The sequence below is a fragment of the Corynebacterium hylobatis genome, from assembly GCF_003955685.1.
In the GTDB taxonomy this organism is placed as follows: Bacteria; Actinomycetota; Actinomycetes; order Mycobacteriales; family Mycobacteriaceae; genus Corynebacterium; species Corynebacterium hylobatis.
In genome coordinates this window covers 90,643-107,900 of record NZ_RXHJ01000001.1, presented here as the reverse complement: position 1 = coordinate 107,900, position 17,258 = coordinate 90,643, and the positions used below count along the sequence as shown (strand labels likewise).

Annotated in this window: 14 protein-coding genes and 1 tRNA gene; 5 read left to right on the top strand and 10 right to left on the bottom strand. The window is 66.5% G+C overall.

Features of this window, described 5'->3' with window-relative positions:
• The 5 genes from EAH68_RS00445 to EAH68_RS00425 are packed head-to-tail and all read right to left on the bottom strand — an operon-like array spanning position 1 to position 3,839.
• Positions 1-765: an amino acid ABC transporter ATP-binding protein gene (locus EAH68_RS00445; protein ID WP_126119352.1), complete on the bottom strand. Its 765-nt coding sequence runs from the start codon at positions 763-765 to the stop codon at positions 1-3.
• Positions 766-1,668, bottom strand: a complete 903-nt coding sequence (locus tag EAH68_RS00440; protein WP_126119351.1) for an amino acid ABC transporter permease — start codon at positions 1,666-1,668, stop codon at positions 766-768.
• Positions 1,665-2,561, bottom strand: coding sequence for an ABC transporter substrate-binding protein (locus EAH68_RS00435; RefSeq protein WP_126119350.1), 897 nt, complete (start codon positions 2,559-2,561; stop codon positions 1,665-1,667). Before EAH68_RS00435 ends, EAH68_RS00440 begins: the two co-directional genes overlap by 4 nt.
• Positions 2,558-3,505, bottom strand: a complete 948-nt coding sequence (locus EAH68_RS00430) for a DUF368 domain-containing protein (protein ID WP_439647598.1) — start codon at positions 3,503-3,505, stop codon at positions 2,558-2,560. The genes EAH68_RS00435 and EAH68_RS00430 overlap by 4 nt, the downstream gene beginning before the upstream one ends.
• A 40-nt stretch (positions 3,506-3,545) precedes the next feature.
• Positions 3,546-3,839, bottom strand: a complete 294-nt coding sequence (locus EAH68_RS00425; RefSeq protein ID WP_126119348.1) for a hypothetical protein — start codon at positions 3,837-3,839, stop codon at positions 3,546-3,548.
• A gap of 52 nt (positions 3,840-3,891) precedes the next feature.
• Between EAH68_RS00425 and EAH68_RS00420 the strand changes: the two genes are divergently transcribed.
• Complete coding sequence (locus tag EAH68_RS00420) at positions 3,892-5,916, top strand: glycoside hydrolase family 3 protein (RefSeq protein WP_126119347.1); 2,025 nt, start codon at positions 3,892-3,894, stop codon at positions 5,914-5,916.
• 39 nt (positions 5,917-5,955) lie between these two features.
• Here EAH68_RS00420 and EAH68_RS00415 read toward each other — a convergent pair whose 3' ends face one another.
• Together EAH68_RS00415 and EAH68_RS00410 are read right to left on the bottom strand one after the other, a co-directional pair.
• Positions 5,956-6,432 (bottom strand): hypothetical protein, encoded by a 477-nt coding sequence (locus EAH68_RS00415; RefSeq protein WP_126119346.1) that lies wholly within the window; start codon positions 6,430-6,432, stop codon positions 5,956-5,958.
• 279 nt (positions 6,433-6,711) lie between these two features.
• Positions 6,712-6,785, bottom strand: a tRNA-Leu gene (locus tag EAH68_RS00410).
• Between the two features lie 96 nt (positions 6,786-6,881).
• On the opposite strand from EAH68_RS00410, the gene polA reads away from it, so the two are divergent.
• Both polA and EAH68_RS00400 read left to right on the top strand, forming a co-directional pair.
• On the top strand, positions 6,882-9,503 hold the full coding sequence (polA, locus tag EAH68_RS00405; protein WP_126119503.1) for a DNA polymerase I: 2,622 nt from the start codon (positions 6,882-6,884) through the stop codon (positions 9,501-9,503).
• An 83-nt stretch (positions 9,504-9,586) separates the two neighbouring features.
• Positions 9,587-10,138, top strand: a complete 552-nt coding sequence (locus EAH68_RS00400; protein ID WP_126119345.1) for a GNAT family protein — start codon at positions 9,587-9,589, stop codon at positions 10,136-10,138.
• Here EAH68_RS00400 and EAH68_RS00395 read toward each other — a convergent pair.
• Entirely contained in the window at positions 10,079-10,831 is a 753-nt protein-coding gene (locus tag EAH68_RS00395; RefSeq protein ID WP_126119344.1) for a class I SAM-dependent methyltransferase, read from the bottom strand. The two genes, EAH68_RS00400 and EAH68_RS00395, sit on opposite strands and share 60 nt — an antisense overlap.
• Positions 10,832-11,035: 204 nt before the next feature.
• On the opposite strand from EAH68_RS00395, the gene rpsA reads away from it, so the two are divergent.
• Positions 11,036-12,496 carry a 30S ribosomal protein S1 gene (gene rpsA, locus EAH68_RS00390; protein ID WP_126119343.1) on the top strand — a complete coding sequence of 487 codons (1,461 nt, stop codon included), beginning with the start codon at positions 11,036-11,038 and terminating at the stop codon, positions 12,494-12,496.
• Positions 12,497-12,903: 407 nt separating this feature from the next.
• Here rpsA and EAH68_RS00385 read toward each other — a convergent pair whose 3' ends face one another.
• Positions 12,904-14,244, bottom strand: coding sequence for a glycoside hydrolase family 183 protein (locus EAH68_RS00385; RefSeq protein ID WP_241228219.1), 1,341 nt, complete (start codon positions 14,242-14,244; stop codon positions 12,904-12,906).
• A gap of 334 nt (positions 14,245-14,578) precedes the next feature.
• On the opposite strand from EAH68_RS00385, the gene EAH68_RS00380 reads away from it, so the two are divergent.
• The gene (locus EAH68_RS00380) at positions 14,579-16,555 is read left to right on the top strand and encodes a glucose PTS transporter subunit IIA (RefSeq protein ID WP_126119342.1); all 1,977 of its coding nucleotides are present in this window, start codon (positions 14,579-14,581) and stop codon (positions 16,553-16,555) included.
• Here the strand turns inward: EAH68_RS00380 and EAH68_RS00375 are convergent.
• The gene (locus EAH68_RS00375) at positions 16,552-17,247 is read right to left on the bottom strand and encodes a hypothetical protein (protein ID WP_126119341.1); all 696 of its coding nucleotides are present in this window, start codon (positions 17,245-17,247) and stop codon (positions 16,552-16,554) included. The two genes, EAH68_RS00380 and EAH68_RS00375, sit on opposite strands and share 4 nt — an antisense overlap.
• Positions 17,248-17,258: the final 11 nt, after the last annotated feature.

The following is a 17,258-nucleotide window of genomic DNA, read 5'->3' as shown; positions in this document are numbered from 1 at the left end:
TCAGAACAGCGAGGAGAGGAAGGCGCGGGTGCGGCCCTCCTGCGGGTTGTCCAGGACCTGCTCCGGGGAGCCGGCCTCGACGACCTTGCCGCCGTCCATGAAGACGACGGTGTCGGCGACCTCGCGGGCGAAACCCATCTCGTGGGTGACCACCATCATGGACATACCGTCCGCGGCGAGCTGGCGCATGACACGTAGCACCTCGCCGACCAGTTCCGGGTCAAGCGCGGAAGTGGGTTCGTCGAAGAGCATGAGCTTCGGTTCCATGGCCACGGCGCGGGCGATGGCCACGCGCTGCTGCTGGCCACCGGAGAGTTGCACCGGGTAGGCACCGGCCTTGTGCGCCAGGCCGACCTGCTCGAGCAGCTCCAGGGCACGCTTCTTCGCTGCAGCCGCAGACTGGCCCTTGACGTGGATCGGTGCCTCGATGATGTTCTCCAGGACCGTGCGGTGGGGGAAGAGGTTGAACTGCTGGAAGACCATGCCGATTCCCGAGCGTTGGCGGGCGGCCTCCTTCTCGGAGATCTCATGGAGGACACCGTTGCGCTCCCGGTAGCCGATGAGCTCGCCGTCGACGTAGAGGCGGCCCGCGGTGACCTTCTCCAGGTGATTCACACACCGCAGGAAAGTGGACTTTCCGGAGCCGGAGGGGCCGATGAGACAGGTCACCGTGCCCGTGGGCACCTGCAGGTCGATGCCTTTGAGCACCTCCAGCTGGCCGAAGGACTTGCACACCTGCTGGGCGTCGATCATCAGGTCGGTCACTTAGGACTCCTTCACGGTGATGTTGCCGGGGATGGTGCCCTCGGCGTCGGCGAGGGCGGCGAGCTGGCGGGCGGTCAGTTCGCGGCGTGCGCCCTTCTCGAAGTGCTTCTCCAGGTAGTACTGGCCGACCATGAGCAGGGAGGTCACGGCCAGGTACCAGGTGGCGGCGACCAGCAGCATGGGCACCGGGTCGAAGAGGGCGGCGGCGATGTCCATGGAACGGCCGTAGAGCTCGAGGGTGTAGGGGATGGCCACGACCAGCGACGTGGTCTTGAGCATGGAGATCAGCTCGTTGCCGGTCGGCGGGATGATGATGCGCATCGCCTGCGGCAGGACGGTACGCCGCATGGTCAGCGTCCAGCTCATGCCCAGTGCCTTGGAGGCCTCCATCTGGCCCTCGGGCACAGACGAGATGCCGGAACGGACGATCTCGGCCATGTAGGCGGCCTCGTTGAGCCCCAGGCCCAGCACGGCCAGGAGGAAGGCGTTGCGCAGCAGCGGTTCGAGTTCGATCTCGGTGAAGCCGACGTTGATGGACTGGTAGAGGGAGCCGAGCAGGCCCCAGAAGACCAGCTGCACGTAGACCGGGGTGCCGCGGAAGATCCACAGGTAGACCCAGGCCACGCCGCGCAGCACCGGGTTGGGGGACATCCGCATGACGGCCAGCGTCGCACCGAGCACCACACCGAGGATCATCGCCAGGACGGTCAGCGCCAGCGTGTGCAGGGCGGCGGTGGCGATGCGGGTATCGAGGAGGTAGGCGCGGTAGATGTCCCAGCCGTAGGCCTCGTTGTTCAGGGCGCCGATGACGAACCAGGCGGCCAGGCCCAGGACGATGGCGGCCAGAATCCAGCGGCCGGGATGGCGCAGGGGTTTCGCCTGGATGGGGGCGGGGGTGCTCATGCGTCAATCTCCTTCTCATTGATCATGGCCTGTTCCACCAGTCCGGTCTCCACGCCCCACTGGGCGAGGATGCGCTGGTAGTCGCCGGTGTCGATCAGGTGCTGCAGGGCGGTGGCCATCGCCGGGCCCAGTTCGGAATCCTTGGGTACGGCCCAGCCGTAGGGGGCGGCGGCGAACATGTCGCCGGTCAGCTCAAGACCCTCGTCGGAACGGGCGACGGCCCAGGCGGTGACGGGGGAGTCGGCGGACAGGGCGTCGGCACGCCCGAGCAGCGCGGAGAGCGCGGCGTTGTCGGAGGTGTCGTAGGACAGGATGGTGATGGGCTCCTTGCCCGCCTCCTCGCAGGCCTGCGATTTCGGTCGTACGTCATCGGTCTCGGAGACGGTGGTGCGCTGCACCGCGATGGTTAAACCGCAGGCGTTCTCCGGGTCGACGTCGGTGCCGGTGGGCCGGGCCCACTGGATGCCGGCGTAGAGGAAGTTGATGAAGTCAACCGACCGGCGGCGTTCCTCATTATCGGTGAATCCGGAGGTGCCCACGTCGAGGGTGCCTGCCTGCACGGCGGGGATGATCAGGGCGAAGTCCTGCTCGACGGGGCGGAACTCCAGGCCCATCACCGCGGCGGTGGCACGCGCAAGGTCCATCTCCATACCCACGATCGCGCCGTCGGAGTCCTTGAGTTCAAAGGGTGCGAAGGGCGGGTTGGTGCCGCCGCTGAGCACGCCGTCAGCGGCCACGGATTCCGGCACCATCGCGGCGATCTCCGGCACGGCCTCCGGGATGATGGGGGTCCAGCCCTCGGGGTGGACCTCCTCGACGTTGGTCACGCACGCGCTCATGCTCATCGACGCCGCCGCGATCACCGCCAGCGCACTCCACCGGCGTCTGCTCATGCCGGCACGGACTCCGCGACGACCGTGGACTCGCGGGCCCGGGAGGTGGTGGCGATGCGGTCGGCGATGATGAAGGCGGCGACGATGACCGCACCGATGACGGCCACGCCGACGACCGTCCACACGTTTTCACCCGGTGCCAGCAGCTCCGCGTCCTCGGACTGCCAGGGCCACAGGGCGCGCAGGGAACCGAGCATGAGGCCGGACATCAATGCCAGGGTCAGGGTGCGGTGGTTCTCCAGCACCCAGGTCAGGCCGCGGATGAACAGTGCGATGCCGACGAGGGCACCAGCCATGAACGTGAGGATGACAGCCCAGTCCCGGTCGGACAGGGAGGCCATGATCGGGTTGTACAGGCCGAAGGCCAGCAGCAGGAAGGAACCCGACAGGCCCGGCATAGCCAGGGCACACACGGCGACGGCCGCGGCCAGGAAGATGATCACCAGCGAGGGGTTCTCCTGCGGGGCAGAGGTGAAGCTGGTGCCCAGGAAGGCCAGCACCGCGCCCACGATGAACAACGGGACGGCCACCGGCAGGCGGCGGCGCAGGTCCTGCGGGTCCATCATGCCCACCGGCACGAGGATGGACACGGCGACCATGCCCAGGAACAGGCCGCGGGCCACCTCGGGGTAGCCCTCCACGAAGGTGACCAGCACCGTCGACATGGAGAACACGGCCGTGACCATGCCCACGCCCACGGCGATGAGGAACAACCAGTCCACCTGCGAGAACTGACGGCGCAGGAGCTGGTTGCCGGTGTTGAGTGCGCGCTCGTAGACACCGATGATCAGCGCGACGGTGCCGCCGGAGATACCCGGCACAAGCTCGGCCATGCCGATGAGGGCGCCGCGGATGAGATTGGCCACGACGTGCAGCGGGGTGCGCGGAGTCTTGGCTGGATAATGATGGGGGGTGGTCATGGCTTCTCGGCGCACGCCTTCCATGGTCAGGGGGCTCGAAATTTCAGCCCCTCAGTGTACGGGACTAACGTACATGCACCGAGACGGCCTGGATGACACCACCGATGACCGCCACGCCCACGAAACCGATGAGCCAGTCCCGGCCGAGCAGGATGGCGGCCTCGCGCTGCTGTTCCGGGGACGGGTTCGAGGAGAGGAGCTCCGCACCGGAGGAACCCGGACGCAGCTCAGCGGGCACCTCCTGCACCTTCGAGTTCACCTCGGGAGGAAGCAGGGAGGACGGGCCGGCCTGCGCAGCAGGTGCGAAACCCAGGATGAGGGTGGCGGCGGTGGTCAGGGAAATCAGTGTGCGGCGCATACGGCTGAATCCTACCGGGGCGGGGTGACCTCCGTGGCGATACGCTGGGGATATGACTGCCATCGTGCCCCTCCAGCCGGCCCTGGGCAGCCGGACCGGCCGCCTGATCACCCGGGACAACCTTGAGTTCCGCGACCTCAACGGCGACGGGGAACTCAACCCCTACGAGGACTGGCGGCTGAACCCCGGGGAACGCGCCGCCGACCTCGTCCAGCGCATGACCCCGGAGGAGAAGGCGGGCCTGATGATCATCGGCTCCCACCATCCCGGCTACTCCCGGTTCCTGCCCCATGCGGAGGAAGGGCGCGTCCTCAACCACAGGGATGTCTGGCGTGACGCCAACCCCATCACCTCCCAGCCCTATCCGGAGCCGGTCCTGGTGACCTCCTCCACAGACAACGCCGTCAACGTCCGCCACCAGCGCTTCCTCATCTGCCGCGACAACCTCGGGCCTGCGGACCTGGCCACCTGGACCAACACCGTCCAGGAGGTCGCGGAGAACTCCCGCCTGGGCATCCCCGCGGTATTCGCCTCCAACCCGCGCAACCACGTCGCCCTGGTCGCCCAGTTCGGCGTCAACGAATCCGCCGGTGTCTTCTCCGAATGGCCCAACGAACTCGGCCTCGCCGCCCTCGACGACGCGGACCTCATGGAGGTCTTCGGTGCGGAGATCGCGAAGGAATGGCGCGCCGGGGGACTGCACAAGCTCTACGGTTATATGGCTGACGTCGCCTCCGAGCCGCGCTGGTCGCGTTTCAACGGCACCTTCGGTGAGGATGTCGAGCTGGTCACGGCCTACATCGGCAACATCGTGCGCGGCATGCAGGGCCGGGAACTGTCCGCGACGTCGGTGGCCACCACCATCAAGCACTTCCCGGGTGGTGGCGTGCGTCTCGACGGCCACGACCCCCATTTCGAGTGGGGCCAGACCAACGAGTACCCCACCGAGGGGGCTCTGGAGAAGTACCACCTGCCGCCCTTCCAGGCGGCGTGCGTGGCCGGGGCCAGCTCGATCATGCCGTACTACGCCAGGCCGGTGAACACCTCCGCCATCCAGCTCGACGAACAGTTCTGGGCCGGGCCCACCACCCAGTTCGCGGAGGTCGCCTTCGCCTATAACGCTGTCTTCCTCGAGCGGCTGCTGCGCCGCCGCATGGGCCACCGCGGCTACGTCAACTCCGATTCCGGCGTCATCGACGCCATGGTCTGGGGCGTCGAGGAACTGAGCAAATCCGAGCGCTTCGCCGCGGCCGTCAAAGCCGGCACGGACATCTTCTCCGACATGGCCGACCCCACCGAGCTGATCAGAGCCATCGAGCAGGGGCTGCTTGCCGACGCCGACCTCAACCAGGCCTGCACCCGCCTGCTCACCGAGATCTTCGCGCTCGGTCTCTTCGAGAACCCCTACGTCGATGTTGAGGCTGCCGGAGAGATCATCGGCGGCGCCGAGGTCGCCGCGCTGGGGGAGAAGGCCCAGCGCCAGTCAGTCACCCTCCTGCGTTCCGACGGGCTGCTGCCCCTGGACCTGACCAGGCCGGTCAAGGTGCACCCGTTCGTCACCGGCCGCACCCTCATCGACGACGTGCAGGCCACACTCGTCGACTCCATCGGGCGCGTGTGGGCGGGCGCCGAGATCGTCGACGACCCCGCGGACGCCGAGATCGCCCTGGTCTGGGCCCGCCCCGAGATCGCGCTTTTCGAGGACGACCGCGAGGGCGTGGCCCTGTCCGTCGACCCCCGCGCCAACGGTGTCGACATCGACCGGGTCCGGGAGATCGAGCAGACCGTCCCCACCCTCCTGGTGGTCAACTTCACCAACCCCTGGCTGCTGGGTGAGATCGAGCCCGATGCAGCGGCCGTCATCGGCACCTTCGAGATCCACCCCGACCACCTGCTGCGCTCCCTGGCCGGTGAGGACGGCGGCCCGGCCGGCCGCCTGCCGATGAGCCTGCCGGCTGACGTCGCGGCCCTCGAGAACTCACCCCGTGACGTCCCCGGCAAATACTGCGGTGAGGACTACCCCTACCGCGACCGGGACGGCAACACCTATGCACAAGGTCACGGCCTGCAGTTCTGAACCCCCACCGGTGTGGTGGGGGCTTGGGTTGGATGGGGGTCAGCGCTGGAAGGCGACGGTCACGTAGACGTGGTTGCCCTGGGTCCGGGCGTGGACGCCGTACTTGCCGTTCCGGAAGCCGTCCAGGGGGCCGGAGCCCTTGAAGTCCCGGACCATGTTCCGGTACTTGTTCCGTTCCACCTTGTAGAAGCGGTAGTGGACGCCGCCCCAGTTGGAGTTGTGGACCTGGGTGCCGTCAACGCTTGACCAGCGCCACTCGTTTTCCCTGGGCAGGTGAGCATCCCGGGCTTGGTTGTTGAGGCTGTCACGGTGGTTGTTGGTGGTGCGCCGTGCCCAGTCGACGGCAGCATCGCGAAGCTCGCGCTCCGCATGGGCGTTGTTGTCGGGTTCGCCGATCCAGGAGGAGAGCCTCTCAAGATCGCTGATGCTGGACTGTGCGGAGGCGACGCCCATTCCGGAGAAGGTCAGGGCGGCGCTGGAGGCGAGGACCGCGAAGGTGCGCGTGAACTTCTTCATGGCAATCATATTAATACTTCGGCATGTGTCGCAGGTCACGAAAAAGGTTCTTATCGGAATCGATTTCCCCAGGGACCCGGGGATATGTTGTGGGATAGGTCCCGACCGATAGCTCCCGAAACATATCTCGCGGGTGACTGGGCCAGTCCGGCAGTACGCATCCCGGGAGATACGTGTCCGGACCGTCCATGACGGGACCTAACCTACGGCCCAGCCAGGGCCAGGGAGACGAAAATCCCGCGCCACCACGGGAGCGGTGTCGCGGGATCCTGCACAGAGTGCCCCCGGTGGGACTCGAACCCACACTGCACGGGTTTTGAATCCGTTGCCTCTGCCAATTGGGCTACGGGGGCAGCAAGGGAAGATCTTAGTGCACGGGCCTGCCGGTGGTGCAATGGGCCTGGCTACACTTGGACAGCGTGACTGAGACGACCGAGAACAACCGCCTTCTGCTCATTGACGGGCACTCGATGGCCTTCCGTGCCTTCTATGCCCTGCCTGCCGAGAACTTCTCCACCACAGGTGGTCAGCACACCAATGCGGTGTACGGATTCCTGTCGATGCTGGCGAACATCCTCGCCGAGGAGAAGCCGGGGCATGTGGCCGTCGCCTTCGATGTGGGGCGCAAGACCTTCCGCACGGAGATGTTCCCCGAGTACAAGGCGCAGCGTGAGGCCTCGCCACCGGAGTTCAAGGGGCAGGTGGACATCCTGCAGGAGGTCCTGGGCACGCTCGGTATCCAGACGTTGAGCAAGGCGAACTATGAGGCCGACGATATCCTCGCCACGCTGGCCACCGCCGCGGAGCCCCTGGGCTATGAGACGCTGATCATCACCGGCGACCGGGATTACCTCCAGCTGGTCAATGAGAACGTCACGGTGCTCTACCCGATGCGCGGGGTGTCCAACCTGCACCGCTTCACCCCGGCGGCTGTGGAGGAGAAGTACGGGCTGACCCCGGAGCAGTACCCGGATTTCGCGGCCCTGCGCGGCGACCCGTCCGATAACCTGCCCAACATCCCCGGTGTGGGCGAGAAGACCGCCACGAAGTGGATCCTGCAGTACGGCACCCTGGACAACCTTCTCGAGCATGCCGATGAGATCAAGGGCAGGGCCGGCGAGAACTTCCGCGAGCGCCTCGAGCAGGTACGTCTCAACCGTCGTCTCACGCACATGCTCACCGACATGGAGCTGCCGGTCGGCCCGGACCAGCTGACACTCAGGCCGGCGGATGTCGCGGAGGTGGCAAAGCGTTTCGACGACCTCGAGTTCGGCGCCAACCTGCGCGAGCGTGTCCTGGCCGCCGTACCGACCGAAGGCACCGTCGAGGCCGGCGTCGAGCTTGCCGACGTCGTCGTCGACGACACCCCGCTCGCCACCTGGCTCTCCGAGCGTCAAGGCCAGGGACTTGCCCTGTACGTGAAGGGCGTGGGCACGCCGAACCAGGGGGAGGTGACGGCGGTGGCGGTTGTCGATAAGCAGCGCCACGCCGTCAGCGCCGAACTCGCCGAGCTCGCGCCCGCGGACGAAAAGGTCCTGGCGGACTGGCTGGCCTCCGATTCCCCGAAGTACCTGCACGAGTCGAAGGCGGCCTTCCACATGTTCGCCGGCCGCAGCATGGAGCTGAACGGCGTCGTCCACGACACCGCCATCGCCGCCTACCTGCTGCGCCCCGGCCAGCGCACCTACGACCTCAGGGACATCTACCAGCGCCACCTGCAGCGCCAGCTCGCCGAACCAGAGGACCAGCTCTCCCTGCTCGGCGACACCTCGCTCGTCGACTCGGCGGCCGCCATCCTCGAACTGGCTGAGGAGCTGACCCGCCAGCTCCAGGAGATCCAGGCCTTCGAGCTCTACCACGACATGGAGATCCCGCTCGCCGGCATTCTCGCCCGCATGGAGGCCACGGGTATCGCGGTGGACGTCGCCACACTCGAGGAACAGCTGGCCACCTTCGTCGAGCAGGTCGCCGAGGAGGAGTCCGCCGCACGCGAGCTTGCCGACGACCCCGCCCTCAACCTGTCCAGCCCCAAACAGCTGCAGGTCGTCCTCTTCGAGACCTTCGGCATGCCCAAGACGAAGAAGACGAAGACCGGCTGGTCCACCGCCGCCAAGGAGATCGAGCAGCTCGCCCTCAAACACCCCCACCCCTTCCTCGACCACCTGCTCGCGCACCGCGAATACCAGAAGATGAAGACCACCCTGGAGGGGCTGATCAAGACCGTCCAGCACGACGGCCGCATCCACACCACCTTCAACCAGACCGTCGCCTCCACGGGACGCCTCAGCTCCACCGAGCCGAACCTGCAGAACATCCCCGTGCGCACCCCCGCCGGCCGGAAGATCCGCTCCGCCTTCGTCGTCGGCGCGGGCTACGAATGTCTGCTCACGGCCGACTACTCGCAGATCGAGATGCGCGTCATGGCGCACCTCTCCCAGGACCCCGGCCTCATCGAGGCCTATAAGGAAGGCGAGGACCTGCACAACTACGTCGGCTCCCGCGTCTTCGAGGTCCCCATCGACCAGGTCACCCCCGAACTGCGACGCCGCGTCAAGGCCATGAGTTACGGCCTGGTCTACGGCCTGTCCGCCTTCGGACTCTCCCAGCAGCTCAACATCCCCGCCGGGGAGGCCAAGGGCATCATGGACAACTACTTCCAGCGCTTCGGCGGCGTCCAGCGCTACCTCGCCGAGGTCGTCGACCAGGCCCGCAAGGACGGCTACACCTCCACCCTCTTCGGCCGCCGCCGCTACCTGCCGGAACTCAACTCCGACAACCGCGTCGCCCGCGACAACGCCGAACGCGCCGCACTCAACGCCCCGATCCAGGGCACGGCCGCCGACATCATCAAGGTGGCCATGATCCGAGTCGACCGCGAACTGCGCGCCGCCGGGGTGAAGTCCCGGGTGCTGCTGCAGGTCCATGACGAACTCGTCGTCGAGATCGCGCCGGGCGAGCTCGAGCAGGTCCGCGGCATCCTGGAACGCGAGATGGACTCCGCCATCACCCTGCGCGTGCCCCTGGAGGTCTCCGCCGGGGCCGGCGCCGACTGGGATGAGGCTGCGCACTGATCCGCGTTGCGACGCCCGCGGACATCGACGCCGCGGCCGAGGTACTTGCCGGCGCCTTCCGTGATGAGGCTCTGTTCCGCGCGTTGTCGCCCGACGCGGAGCTCCGCGCCCGGGTGCTGCCGATCTTCTTCCGCGGTGAAGTGCGCGCGGCTGCCGCTGCCGGTGACGCCTGGCTGCACCTGACCACGGACGGTGAGGTCGCCGGGGTCGGCCTGTGGCGGAGCGGCCGGGGCTGGTCAGCCTCCCTCCGCGACCAGCTGGCCCTCGGTTGGGCGGTGCTGCAGCATGCCGGCCCGGTGGAGGGCATACGTATCGCACGCCGCTCCGCACGGCTCATGTGGGCCACCTCCCGTTCAGGGACATACTCCTACCTGCGGTGGCTCGGCGTCGGCCCCGCCCGCCAGGGCTCAGGTAGCGGCCGGGCACTGGTGGAGCACGGCTACCGCACCTATCCGGGGCCGTTTCTCCTGGAATGTGTGGACACCCTGGTCGGCTATTACTCGGACCTGGGCTTCGGGGAGACCGGGGTCATCGACCTCGACTGGGACGGGCCGGTGCTCCATGTCATGGAGAGCTCAGGCCAGCTCCGCGACGAAGATCGCGGTGCCCGGGAAGATCCGCCCGCGCTCAGGTGACCACTGTCCCCAGGTCCGGGTCAGGCCCTCCGGCCATTCCGGCTCCACGATGTCCAGGAGCCGGAAACCGGTGGCGACCAGGGCGCGGACCCAGTCGCCGATGGTCCGGTGGAACTCCGCGTAGGTGACGGTGCCGTCCTCGTCCGTCTCCACGTACTCGCGCTCGAAATAGCTGATCTGCGCCTCGAATTCCGTCGGGTCATCGGGGAAGATCCAGCGCATGGGGTGGGTGACGGAGAATGCCAGGCGGCCGGAAGGGCTCAGGACGCGGGCGACGTCGGCAAGCACGGGTGTGACGTCGGGGACGAAAGGCAGCGCACCGAAGGCGGAGAAGACGACGTCGAAGGAGCCGTCCCGGTAGGGGAGTGCCTGCGCATCGGCCTGGGTCAGGGGGACGGTGCCGTCCGCGTGGGAGAGCATTTCCCGGGAGATGTCGAAACCCGTGACGAAGCCGACGCCGTCGCGGGCCAGCCATGCGGCACAGGGGGCGGAACCGCAGCCGAGTTCGAGAACATTCAGCCCGCGGACATCGCCGAGCAGGCGCGCCTGCTCCTCGGTGAGCATCTCCGGGGACCAGTGGAAACCCTCGAGGTAGGCGTCGTGACGGGCGTGGTAATCGGCGGCATCCTGGTCCCACCAGGAACGGTTGGCCGAGGCCGCTGCGTCAGGTGTGGTCGGTGAGGTCAGTCGCATGAAATCCTTTTCCGTGGTAGTTGCTCCCACGCGGGTGAGGAGGTAGGGTTCTAGGCGCGTGTCTGTGCTTTGCGGTGCTACGGGCTGTAATAGGAGGGCCTGGGCAGTTGTGGGGTGAGATCGACCCGTCGGACAACGGCGGATACCGAGAGACACGTTCCTGCCCACTTTCTATCTCCTATCCAACTCGGAGCAACTCAACACATGTCCAACACCACTACCCCTCAGGTTGCCATCAACGACATTGGCACCGCTGAGGATTTCCTCGCCGCAGTCGACGCGACCATCAAGTACTTCAACGATGGCGACATCGTTGAAGGCACCGTCGTCAAGGTCGACCGCGACGAGGTCCTGCTTGACATCGGATACAAGACCGAGGGCGTCATCCCGTCCCGCGAGCTGTCCATCAAGCACGACGTCGACCCGGACGAGGTCGTCGAGGTCGGCGATCAGATCGACGCACTGGTCCTCACCAAGGAGGACAAGGAGGGTCGTCTGATCCTCTCCAAGAAGCGCGCACAGTACGAGCGCGCCTGGGGTGCGATCGAGGAGCTGCAGGAGAAGGACGAGCCGGTCACCGGTACCGTCATCGAGGTCGTCAAGGGCGGCCTCATCCTGGACATCGGTCTCCGCGGCTTCCTGCCGGCCTCCCTCGTCGAGATGCGTCGCGTCCGCGACCTGGACCCGTACATCGGCCAGGAGCTCGAGGCGAAGATCATCGAGCTGGACAAGCACCGCAACAACGTGGTCCTGTCCCGCCGCGCATGGCTCGAGCAGACCCAGTCCGAGGTCCGCTCCGAGTTCCTGCACCAGCTGCAGAAGGGCCAGGTCCGCAAGGGCGTTGTCTCCTCCATCGTCAACTTCGGCGCCTTCGTCGATCTCGGCGGTGTCGACGGCCTGGTTCACGTTTCCGAGCTGTCCTGGAAGCACATCGACCACCCGTCTGAGGTCGTCACCGTCGGCGACGAGGTCACCGTCGAGGTTCTCGACGTCGATCTCGACCGCGAGCGTGTCTCCCTGTCGCTGAAGGCGACCCAGGAGGACCCGTGGCGCGTCTTCGCCCGCACCCACGCTGTGGGCCAGATCGTCCCGGGCAAGGTCACCAAGCTCGTCCCGTTCGGCGCCTTCGTCCGCGTCGAGGAGGGCATCGAGGGCCTGGTCCACATCTCCGAGCTGGCTCAGCGCCACGTCGAGGTCCCGGACCAGGTTGTCACCGTCGGCCAGGAGGCCATGGTCAAGGTCATCGACATCGACCTCGAGCGTCGCCGCATCTCCCTGTCCCTCAAGCAGGCTGACGAGGACTACACCGAGGAGTTCGACCCGTCCAAGTACGGCATGGCCGACTCCTACGACGAGCAGGGCAACTACATCTTCCCCGAGGGCTTCGACCCGGAGACCAACGAGTGGCTGCCCGAGTTCGACGAGCAGCGTCAGGCATGGGAGGCCCGCTACGCAGAGGCCGACCGTCGCCACCAGCTGCACACCGCTCAGATCGAGCGTCACCGTGTCGCCGCCGAGCAGGCTGCCGAGCAGGCTGCCACCAACTACTCCTCCGAGTCCGAGGATGCAGCTCCGGCATCCGAGGACGCTCCGGAGACCACCGGTGGTTCCCTGGCTTCCGACGAGCAGCTCGCTGCTCTGCGCGAGAAGCTGGCCGGCAACTAAGGGCTAGTTAGCTCCAGTACCAGTTGACCCCGTCCCCGCCGCATGGTGGGGGCGGGGTTTCCTGCTGGGTGGGGCTTGGTCGGGGCGGTGCTCAGAGTGGGCGCGCAGGGTTTATCTCTGCAACTCTTGTCTGAAATATTGAATTTCTGGTCAGAGTTGCAGAGATAAATTCCTGTCTTCTGACAGAAATCGACGAAATAGTCCCCGGGAGGACCTATCTACTACAACGAGCCAGACGATGACGAACTCTTCGTCCGCAGGCACGGCATGAATGTCCCGAACTTCGGCAACCGATCCCTGTGGATCCTGGTGGGCGTCCTTGCTGGCACGACTCTGCTGATCACCTTGCTCGCCGCGCTGGCGGGGTAGGCAGCCCAGGCGTATATCTACCCGCTCCGCGGTTTCCCCTATTCCACCGCCGGGAGCCCAGGCTCCTCCACCAGGGTCGGCTCCGCCGGGTCGCTGAAGTCGAGGGTGCCGACGACCTCGACCTGGTCGTCAAGCGCCGTGGTCTGCTCACCCAGGTCCGTGCGCATGAGCATCACGTTGTAGGAGGACCAGGTGGTGGCCACATAGTAGAGGTGGCGGTCGTCGTTGTAGGGGAGGACGAAACCGCCGTAAAGGTCGGGGATGGTGCCGGTGTTGACCAGCATGCGTTTCTCGGACCAGGGGCCGGTCAACTCGTCGGCCGTGCGCAGGACCATGCCGTTGCCGTCGATGTACATGGCCACCCACTGGCCGAGGTGGTCGTTGTAGGTCAGGGAGAGCTCGGAGACCTTCCCGTCGAGAACCGGGACGGCTACGGCGGGGTCGTCCTGCCAGCTGGTGCCGTCGAAGTAGGTGAAGGCGGATTCGTCGGGGAAGTCCTCCGGTGCGATGCGGGCGAGGACCGCCTGTTCCTGGCGGCCGGAGGGGGTGGACATGCGGTAGATCCAGCCGTCCCCGCCGTGGACGAGTGCACTCATCTGCAGCTGCTCGTTATCCATGCCGTAGCCCGCGGGCAGCTCAGGAAGCGCAGCGAGCACGTCGGCGTGGCCGGTGCTGTTGATCCGGAGGGATTCGGGCACGAGCTGCCAGGTCACGCCGCCGTCGGTGGATTTCACGGTGGCGGCGTAGTTGGTCACCCATTCGCCCGGGGCACCCCAGGAGCGCACCGACATGTAGTCGATGAAGAGGACATCACCCACGGCGATGCCGGCGGTGGGAATGGTGGTGTGCTCGACGCCGGGGATCTTCAGCGAGGGGATGAACTCCACGGCCTTGCCTTCGTCGCGGAATCCGGTGGCGGTCAGTGCCTGGTCGATGTGCAGTCCGTCGGTGTAGTTGCGGTCGGTGGTGCGCACGAGGGTGTTGGAGCGCCAGTCGGTGGGGGTGCCGTCGCAGGCGACGGTGTCACCGAAGGCGAGGATAGTCTCTCCGGTTTCGTCGGTGAAGGCGATGCCGAGGTCGGTGCCGGCCAGGGCCCAGCGCTGGTCGGTGCGCTGCGGGGAGCCGGCACCGGTGACCAGGTGCATGGCCTGGGTGGGGCCCTTGAGCACGGGCAGGGTCGTTCCGGGGGTGCCCCGGAGCATCGGGGCGGAGGAACCAGCCAGAGAGGAACCGCCGAATGAGGACAGGCCGGGGGAGCAGGGGGCTGCGGGCCCGACGGTCGTCGAAGATGACTGCGCAGCAGCGGGGGCGGCGGTGATGATCAGGGCGGCGAGGCCGGTGATGGCTGCGGCCAGCACCGACGGGCGAATTCTCGGCATGGTTGCACATGGTATCGGTGGCAGGTGACCCGCGTGGAACGAGGCGGTGGTTATGTCCTGATCCCGCCCACAGGCCGGCCTGTGCGGCGGAGTGGCCTGAATCTCAGGAACTCTTCCAAACGGGCCTGCTCCCGCCTAAAGTTGAGGTCAGTCGAGCTTGTTTCGGCTCAGGTGCCACGGGCGAGGTCTCGGTAGGAAGTTGCACGAGGAGACTGGTTTCGTGGTTGCCGGTTATAACCGGGGCGATTTCTTCCGGCCCGGACGACACAGATTCACGGTGTGCCGGGAGCAGTCCTGTCGCGGTCGCACCTGAACCGACGAAAGGTCTGAACAGATGGCGTCGACGACAACCACCTCCCAACACATCCTCCGCGAGATCGGCGGGGCGGAGAACGTCACCAACCTCACCTACTGCGCGACCCGCCTGCGTTTCCAGTTGCGGGACCAGGGCAAGGTGGACGTGGAGAAGCTGGAGTCCGATCCGGCGGTGCTCGGTGTGGTCAAGCAGGGCACCACCGGCATGCAGGTGGTGATGGGCGGCGGCGTGGCGGAGTACTACAACGCGCTGGTCAAGGAACCGGGGATGGGCAAGCTCGATGAGGAGGCCGCGCCCTCGAAGAAGGAGTACGAGGGGGTGCGCGGGAAGTACTCCTGGGTGGACTACGGTTTCGAGTTCCTCTCCGATACGTTCCGCCCGATCCTGTGGGCCCTGCTGGGTGCGTCGCTGATCATCACGCTGCTGGTGCTGGCCGACACCTTCGGCTGGCAGGATTTCCGCGCGCCGATGGAGGAGCAGCCGGACACCTACGTGTTCATGCACGCGATGTGGCGTTCGGTGTTCTACTTCCTGCCGATCATGGTGGGTGCGACCGCCGCCCGGAAGCTGGGGGCGAATGAGTGGGTGGGTGCGGCGATCCCGGCGGCGCTGCTGACCCCGGAGTTCCTGGCGCTGGGTGTGGCGGGTGACACGGTCAACATCTTCGGCCTGCCGATGGTGCTCAATGACTATTCGGGCCAGGTATTCCCGCCGTTGATCGCGGCGATCGGACTGTTCTGGGTGGAGAAGGGACTGAAGAAGCTGATCCCGAGTGCGGTGCAGATGGTCTTCGTGCCGTTCTTCTCGCTGCTGATCATGATCCCGGCGACGGCCTTCCTGCTCGGCCCCTTCGGCATTGGCGTGGGTAACGGCATCGCCAGCCTGCTGGAGACGGTCAACGCGTTCTCGCCGTTCATCCTGGCGATCATCATCCCGATGCTCTACCCGTTCCTCGTGCCGTTGGGGCTGCACTGGCCGCTGAATGCGATCATGATCCAGAACATCGCGACGCTGGGCTACGACTTCATCCAGGGCCCCATGGGTGCGTGGAACTTCGCCTGCTTCGGTGTGGTCACGGGCGTGATGATCATCTCCATCAAGGAACACAACAGGTCGATGCGCCAGGTCTCCCTGGGCGGCATGATGGCCGGCCTGCTGGGTGGTATCTCCGAGCCTTCGCTCTACGGTGTGCTGCTGCGCTTCAAGAAGACGTATCTACGCCTGTTGCCGGGTTGTTTCCTCGGTGGTGTGGTGATGGGCTTCTTCGATGTCCGCGCCTACGCCTTCGTGTTCACCTCCCTGCTGACCATCCCGGCGATGGACCCGATCTACGGTTACGCCATCGGCCTGGCGGTCGCGTTCTTCACCTCCATGCTGCTGGTGGTCTTCCTCGACTACCGCGGCAAGGAGGAGAAGGCGGAGGCACTGGCCCGGATCGCCGCGGAGCGGGAGGAGGCCAACCGTGCGGAGGACGAGCGTATCGACGCCGCCGTCGCCCCCGCCGCAACCACCCCGGGCGACACCTTCCAGATCCGTTCCCCGCTGGCCGGGCGCGTTGTCCCGCTCAACGAGGTGCCGGACGAGGCCTTCGCCGCGGGCGCGGTGGGCAAGGGCATCGCCATCGACCCCTCGGGTGACACCGTCGTCGCCCCAGCCGATGGTTCGGTGATGGTGGCCTTCCCGACCGGGCACGCCGTCGGCCTGAAGCTCGACGGTGGGGTGCAGCTGCTGGTGCACATCGGCATCGACACCGTGAACATGGAGGGCAAGGGCTTTGAGCTGCTGGTGGCCAAGGGTGACCGGGTCACCGCCGGCCAACCCCTGGTGCGTTTTGACCGCGCCGCCATCGAGGAGGCTGGTTACAGCGCCATCACCCCGGTGGTGGTGACCAACCACCGCAAGCTCGCCGACGTCGTGGCGCTGACCGCCACGGGTGAAGTTGCTGTCGGTGACCCGGTCATCGATGCCACCGCGAAGGTGACGGAGACGGTTTAGATCGGCAGGTCGGTGGGGAATTCCACCGGCTCGTTGACCGAGGCGGTCTCCTGGAGGAAGGCGGTGCCGTCGCCGTAGTCGATAAACGACTCGACAACGCGCATCTGATCGTCCAGGGTGACCTCCGCGGCGTAGGTCTCCGCGTCGTCCCGGTACTCCTGGTTGATCCGGAATACCCGGGCGTCGAGGTCGATGATCTCGACGGAGGTGGTCAGCGGGTCCTCCCAGTATTCCTCGGTCTCTGCGTCGGTCTCCTCCTCGGTGAGGTCGTCCTCGGTGGCCTCTTCCATGGCGGATTCCCACGCGCCGCCGTCGACACGCGTCCACATCTCCTCGGCCGTCTCGAAGGTCTCGTAGGTGATGCCGTCGATGACCTCGACGCGCAGGAGCTGCTCAGCCTCGTGGTCGATGTAGGAGGTGTCGGAATCCCCGTCGATAGGTTCGCGGGTGGCCGGGTCGACGAGGCGGGAGGTGAAGACCTCCGTGGTGACGGTCTCCTCCGCGCGGGACATGAGCTCGAAGAAGAGGGTTTCGTCGACGGTGCCGTCGGCGTTCAGCGGGATGGCGATCGGCCCGTCGGCCTCGGTGGTGACGGTGGTCTCGGTGGTGGGGGAGCTGTCGCTGCCGCAGGCGCTCAACGCGAGGCCGCAGGCCAGGGCCCCGGCGAGGGCGGTCATCTTGAAGTGTCGCATTCGACTGATCC

Excerpts from the sequence above, each read along its gene's own strand:
- EAH68_RS00440 (WP_126119351.1), bottom strand. The coding sequence starts at position 1,668 with ATGAGCACCCCCGCCCCCATCCAGGCGAAACCCCTGCGCCATCCCGGC.
- EAH68_RS00435 (WP_126119350.1), bottom strand. The coding sequence starts at position 2,561 with ATGAGCAGACGCCGGTGGAGTGCGCTGGCGGTGATCGCGGCGGCGTCG.
- EAH68_RS00430 (WP_439647598.1), bottom strand. The coding sequence starts at position 3,505 with ATGGAAGGCGTGCGCCGAGAAGCCATGACCACCCCCCATCATTATCCA.
- EAH68_RS00425 (WP_126119348.1), bottom strand. The coding sequence starts at position 3,839 with ATGCGCCGCACACTGATTTCCCTGACCACCGCCGCCACCCTCATCCTG.
- EAH68_RS00420 (WP_126119347.1), top strand. The coding sequence starts at position 3,892 with ATGACTGCCATCGTGCCCCTCCAGCCGGCCCTGGGCAGCCGGACCGGC.
- EAH68_RS00415 (WP_126119346.1), bottom strand. The coding sequence starts at position 6,432 with ATGAAGAAGTTCACGCGCACCTTCGCGGTCCTCGCCTCCAGCGCCGCC.
- EAH68_RS00395 (WP_126119344.1), bottom strand. The coding sequence starts at position 10,831 with ATGCGACTGACCTCACCGACCACACCTGACGCAGCGGCCTCGGCCAAC.
- rpsA (WP_126119343.1), top strand. The coding sequence starts at position 11,036 with ATGTCCAACACCACTACCCCTCAGGTTGCCATCAACGACATTGGCACC.
- EAH68_RS00385 (WP_241228219.1), bottom strand. The coding sequence starts at position 14,244 with ATGCCGAGAATTCGCCCGTCGGTGCTGGCCGCAGCCATCACCGGCCTC.
- EAH68_RS00380 (WP_126119342.1), top strand. The coding sequence starts at position 14,579 with ATGGCGTCGACGACAACCACCTCCCAACACATCCTCCGCGAGATCGGC.
- EAH68_RS00375 (WP_126119341.1), bottom strand. The coding sequence starts at position 17,247 with ATGCGACACTTCAAGATGACCGCCCTCGCCGGGGCCCTGGCCTGCGGC.